Here is a 5,545-nt window from a genome sequence, read left to right as displayed (position 1 = left end):
CTCGAAATCGCGCGCGGCTTCCTGCACACTCCGCGCATTCTCTTTCTCGACGAACCGACCCTCGGCCTCGACCCTCAAAGCCGCAACCAGCTCTGGAACCACGTGAAGAACGTCAACGAAACCGAAAAGGTCACCGTCTTTCTCACCACGCATTACATGGATGAAGCCGACCGCGTCGCGCATCGCATCGGCGTCATCGATCACGGCAAGCTCGTCGCGCAAGGCACTCCACGCGAGATCAAGGATTCCACCGGGACCGAAACGCTCGAAGACGCATTCCTCAAGCTCACCGGCGACACCATTCGCGACGAATCCGCCAGCTCCGCCGACCAAATGCGCCAGTTCGCCAAAATGTGGCAACAAGGAGGCCGCCGTTGAATGCCATTTACATCCTCTGGTGGCGCGAGTTGCGCCGTTACACCCGCTCCCGCGCGCAGATGATCGTCTCGCTGGGCCAGCCGCTGCTCTATCTGCTCGTGCTCGGCACCGGCTTCGGCCACGTCTTCCAGAAAGCCGGCATGGGCAACTACTTCCAGTTCATCTCACCCGGCGTCATCGGCATGATGGTGCTCTTCTCATCCATCTTCTCCGGCCTCGGCCTGCTCTGGGATCGCCAGTTCGGCTTCCTCAAGGAAACCCTCGTCGCTCCCGTCTCGCGCCTGCAAATCATGATCGGCCGCACCCTCGGCGGAGCCACCGTGGCCGTCATTCAGGGCCTCATCGTCATGATCCTCTCGGTCGCCTTCGGCTTCCGTCCGCAAAGCTGGTTCGCAATCCCCGCAGCCATCGGCTTCATGGTGCTCATCGCGCTCTGCTTCGCCGCACTCGGCACCGCCATCGGCTCCGGCCTTCAGGACATGCAGGGCTTCCAGCTCATCATGAACTTCCTGGTCATGCCCATCTACTTTCTCTCGGGCGCAATCTTCCCGCTCACCAACCAGGGAGTCGTCTTAAGCTTCATCACCAAACTCGACCCGCTCTCCTACGGCGTTGACGGCATGCGCAACGTCCTCGGTGCGCCCAACGTAGCCTTCAACCCCGTAGTCGATCTCGTCGTTCTCGTCGCCTTCGGATTCGTCTTCATCATCTTCGGCGCCTGGCGCTTTGCAAAAATCGAAATCTAACCGCCATGTCCCGTCCTCGCAGTCCTGAAGCCCACGAGAAAGTCCTCCACGCCGCGCTCGCCCTCTTCGGTGAGCGCGGCATCGAGGGCACAAGCATGGACTCCATCGCCCAGGCCTCCAAAGTCAGCAAAGCCACCATCTACAATCACTGGTCCGACAAAGAAGCCCTGCTCCTCGAAGTCATGCTCTGGGTTCACGGCCTCAATCCGGAAACCGATCCGCAAAAAGACGATCCCGACTCCGGCTCTCTTGAACGCGACCTCACCATCGTCCTCAGCCGCCGTCCGCCGCACAAGTTTGAAGAAGCCCGCAAGCGCATCACGCCCTCGCTCATCGCCTACTCAGCCACGCACCACCAGTTCGGCGAAACATGGCGTCACCGCGTCATGGAGCCCGGCCGCCATTGCATCAAGCGCATTCTCCTCCGTGCCAAACGCCGCGGCCAGCTTCCTTCCAGCCTCAATCTCGACTCCTCCATGGCCATCCTTCTCGGCCCCATGCTCTATCAGCACATCTTCCAGAGATTCTCCCGCTCCCGCACCAGCATCGCAGCCCATGTGGCTCAAACCTTCTGCAAAGCCTTCCTCGTTTACTCCGCCAAATAACAAAGGCCGGGGAGTCTTCCCCGGCCTTTGTTGATCTCTGACCCCTGATCTCTGCCTCAATACAAGCGGAAGTTAATCGCAATCGTCATATACACGGCCACCGGCTTGCCTTCCTTCGTTCCCGGCTTGAACTTGTACTTCATCACCGCTTCAATTGCTTTCTCATCCAGCCCCATGCCCAGCGGCCTCACCACGCGCGGACTCTGCACATTTCCCTGGGCGTCCACAATAATCTGCAGCATCACCTCGCCCTGGTACTTCGCGCGCCGAGCCTCTTCGCTGAACTCCGGATCGATCGTATAAATCGCGGTAGGAGCCTTCACTCCGCCGCCGATATGCTCCACACCGCCGCCGAAGTTGCCGCCCGAGCCCGGCCCATAGCCATTGCCGTCGCCAGAGCCAATTCCCCCATGCGAGCCAGTTCCCATGCCCGCGCCGCTGCCCTGTCCATTGGAAGCCATCGTCACATTCGCCGAATTCTTCACCCCGATATTGATCATGTTCGGGTTATCCGGCAGCTTGATGTCCTTCTGAACCGCAATCGCCGAATCTACCTCAAGCTTCGGCTTCTCCACCACCGGCACCATCGGAGGCGCCTTCGGCTGATCCTCAATCTTCGGCAGCTTGCCCTTGATCGGGTCAATAATGCTATTCGAGCCGCCGCCGCCGCCGCCGCCCGCCTGCTGAGGCTTCTTCGGCATATCGATCTTGAAATCGCTGATGTCCACCGGCGTGGCATCCACATGCGGCGCCAAAATCTTCGGAACCACCGTCCTCAGGCTGATCCAGATCAGCAGTCCCAGCACCGCAAGCTGAATTGCCGTCGCCGATCCAATGGACCACGGATTCGTCTTCACGGCCATCGGGTCTACCACCGGAATCGGCTTTGAGGTCAACTCCAGCGGCGGCAGCTTCTTCGGAAAGAAAACATCCCGGATGTTCTCGTAAAGATCCGTCCAGATCGGCTTTTCCTCAAAGGCATTGCCCAGAAAAGAATCCAGCTCGTGATCGTTCGTTTCGCTTCCGGAGGTCGGGTTTTGGGTGGCGGTTTCAGTCATAAATTCACTGCCATCAAAAGCGATGGATTTGGTACCCCTTTGCTGCTCTGACCCTTATTTTTCTGACTCTTGTTGCTCTGAGAAGCCCTGTGTACGCGCTGCGCCGCCAGGCGCTTCTCCATCTCATCATTATGCGCGAGACCGCCCGGCTCTGTCTCTACCCCGCCCAGGTGTATCGCTTGGTGCCTGTCTGGACGCGTTCGGGGTAGTCCTTCATTCGTCAACAGATCCCTGTCAGCAGGCTCGCTTACCTGCTCCATTTCCGTCGTCGCGCGATCTTCCATACACAATAGACGAGACATCGCGCACCTTGTTACTCAAAATTCTTCACCCGCTCCAGTTACACTGAAAGATGTACAAGTTTGCACAATCCCCGCAGAAACGGAACCGGAAAAATCATGGCCTCAGCGCCTGAACTCAAGGCGACCCTCCAGTTGCCGCAGACGGCCTTCCCCATGAAGGCCAATCTCCCCCAGAATGAGCCGCTTCGCCTCAAAAAATGGGCGGAAATGCGCCTCTGGCAAGAGCTTCGCAAAGCCGGTGCCGGTCGCCCTGCGTACATCCTCCATGACGGCCCGCCTTACGCGAATGGCCCAATTCATCTCGGCCACGCCCTCAACAAGGGCCTCAAGGATTTCGTCGTCAAGTCCAAAACCATGGCCGGCTTCGACTCGCCCTACGTCCCCGGCTTCGACTGCCACGGCCTGCCCATCGAAATCAAGGTAGATGAGCAGCTTGGCCGCAAAAAGCTTGAAATGCCCGTCCCCGCAGTCCTTGAAGCCTGCCGCGCCTACGCGCAGAAATACGTCGATCTCCAGACCAGCCAATTCGAGCGCATCGGCATCTTCGGCCGCTGGGACAGCTCCTACAAAACCATGTCCCGCCAGTACGAAGCCAAGACCCTCGAAGCCTTCTACGGCTTCCTTGAGCAGGACTTCGTTTACCGCGGCCTCAAACCCGTCTACTGGTGCATCCACGACCGCACCGCCCTCGCCGACGCCGAAATCGAGTACGAGCAGCACACCAGCCCATCCGTTTACGTCCGCTACAAACTGACCAGCGATGCCGCAGCCCTCGACGAATCTCTCAAAGGCCCAAGTCTTGCGAATAAAGACGTCTACACCATCATCTGGACCACCACCCCGTGGACCCTGCCCGCGTCACTAGCCGTAGCCTTCCACCCCGACTTCGACTACGTAGCTCTAGAATCCGCAGCGGGTTCAGCAAGAACAGTGGGTGCCCCAGGTCTCGATTCTGAGACCTGGGATACCTCAACAGCCAACTCACCGGTCTACATCGTAGCCGCGGAACTAGCCCCATCCGTGATCACCGCCTGCAACCTCGGCGAAACCAAAGAACTAGCCCGCTTCAAAGGCCGCGCCCTCGACCGCACAACCTATCAGCACCCATTCCTGAACCGCACCATTCTCGGCGTCCTGGCCACCTACGTCACCGCCGACGCCGGAACCGGCGCAGTCCACACCGCACCCTCCCACGGCGCAGACGACTTCTACACCGGCCAGCGCTACGGCCTCGACCTAACCTGCAACGTGGACGATGTAGGCCGCATCCACGCCACCGACTGGCCCGGCGACACACCCGCGCCCTACGACGGTAAAAAAGTCTTCGCCGCCAACCCCATCATCATCGAGCTTCTAAAAGAGCGCGGCGCGCTCATGGCGCAGGCCAATCTCCAGCACAGTTATCCGCACTGCTGGCGCTGCCACCACCCCGTCATCTTCCGCGCCACGGAGCAGTGGTTCATCTCGCTTGAAACCCCCATGAAGCGCACCGACGGCAGCGAAATTAAATTCCGCGACCTCGCCATCGAAGAGATCAGCAAAGTGAAATGGGACCCCACCTGGGGCAAAGAGCGCATCACCAACATGATCGCCACGCGCCCCGACTGGTGCATCAGCCGCCAGCGCATCTGGGGCGTGCCCATCGCAGTCCTGATGTGTACCGGCTGCCAGAAACCGCTCATCGACGCCGATCTCAACAAAAAGATCGTCACGCTCTTTGAAAACGAAGGCGCAGAAGCCTGGCACACCACCAGTGTCGAGATTCTCATGCCCGCAAACGCCAAGTGCGCCCATTGCGGCAACACAACCTTCCGCAAAGAAACCGACATCCTCGACGTCTGGTTCGACTCCGGCACAAGCTGGCTAGCCGTCTGCGAATCCGACCCTGATTTGAAGGCCGCTTATGCCAACTTCGAGCAAAACAAACCCGTAGAAGTCTTCTACCTCGAAGGCGGCGACCAGCACCGCGGCTGGTTCCACTCATCTCTGCTCACGTCAGTCGCATTACGCGGCCACGCGCCCTACTCGCACGTAGCCACCGCCGGCTGGACCCTCGATGAACAAGGCCGCGCCATGTCCAAATCCCTCGGCAACGGCGTCGATCCCGTAGACATCGCTAACCGCATGGGCGGCGAAATCGTCCGCCTCTGGGTCGCCAGCATCGACTTCCGCGAAGACATGGCCGCCAGCGAAAATCTAATGTCCCGCTGCGCCGACATCTACCGCAAGCTGCGCAACACCTTCCGCTTCCTCCTCGGCAACCTCGCCGGCTTCACGCCCGCAACCGACGCCATATCTGAAGCGGAGTTGCTCCCACTCGACCGCTACATGCTCGCCCGCACCCGCGACCTCACCGAAAAAATCCTCGGCTGGTACGCGGACTTCGAATTCCACCGCATCTACCACGCAGTCAATGAATTCGCCATCGTAGACCTGAGCGCCTTCTATCTCGACGT

At 59.6% G+C, this 5,545-nt stretch carries 5 protein-coding genes; 4 read left to right on the top strand and 1 reads right to left on the bottom strand.

From position 1 onward, the window contains the following. The 3 genes from ABSG47_RS20085 to ABSG47_RS20075 form a co-directional block, all read left to right on the top strand. Nucleotides 1-378, top strand: a 378-nt coding sequence (locus ABSG47_RS20085; RefSeq protein ID WP_481133043.1) for an ATP-binding cassette domain-containing protein, incomplete at its 5' end; no start/stop codon positions are given. Next, nucleotides 375-1,124, top strand: a complete 750-nt coding sequence (locus ABSG47_RS20080) for an ABC transporter permease (protein WP_424172085.1) — start codon at nt 375-377, stop codon at nt 1,122-1,124. The genes ABSG47_RS20085 and ABSG47_RS20080, both read left to right, overlap by 4 nt. A 5-nt stretch (nt 1,125-1,129) precedes the next feature. Next, nucleotides 1,130-1,729: a TetR/AcrR family transcriptional regulator gene (locus tag ABSG47_RS20075; RefSeq protein ID WP_424172082.1), complete on the top strand. Its 600-nt coding sequence runs from the start codon at nt 1,130-1,132 to the stop codon at nt 1,727-1,729. A 56-nt stretch (nt 1,730-1,785) separates the two neighbouring features. Here ABSG47_RS20075 and ABSG47_RS20070 read toward each other — a convergent pair whose 3' ends face one another. Continuing rightward, complete coding sequence (locus ABSG47_RS20070) at nt 1,786-2,787, bottom strand: energy transducer TonB (RefSeq protein WP_424172079.1); 1,002 nt, start codon at nt 2,785-2,787, stop codon at nt 1,786-1,788. Nucleotides 2,788-3,185: 398 nt separating this feature from the next. Between ABSG47_RS20070 and ileS the strand changes: the two genes are divergently transcribed. Further along, on the top strand, nt 3,186-5,545 hold a 2,360-nt coding region (gene ileS, locus ABSG47_RS20065), incomplete at its 3' end, for an isoleucine--tRNA ligase (protein ID WP_424172076.1).

Source organism: Occallatibacter sp. (assembly GCF_049510455.1).
In the GTDB taxonomy this organism is placed as follows: Bacteria; Acidobacteriota; Terriglobia; order Terriglobales; family Acidobacteriaceae; genus Telmatobacter.
Note: the sequence above shows the minus strand (reverse complement) of the source record. Positions and strands in the feature narration are given on the sequence as shown.

Bases quoted from the DNA above. Each gene is read 5' to 3' on its own strand.
- ABSG47_RS20070 (WP_424172079.1), bottom strand. From the start codon at position 2,787: ATGACTGAAACCGCCACCCAAAACCCGACCTCCGGAAGCGAAACGAAC.
- ABSG47_RS20075 (WP_424172082.1), top strand. From the start codon at position 1,130: ATGTCCCGTCCTCGCAGTCCTGAAGCCCACGAGAAAGTCCTCCACGCC.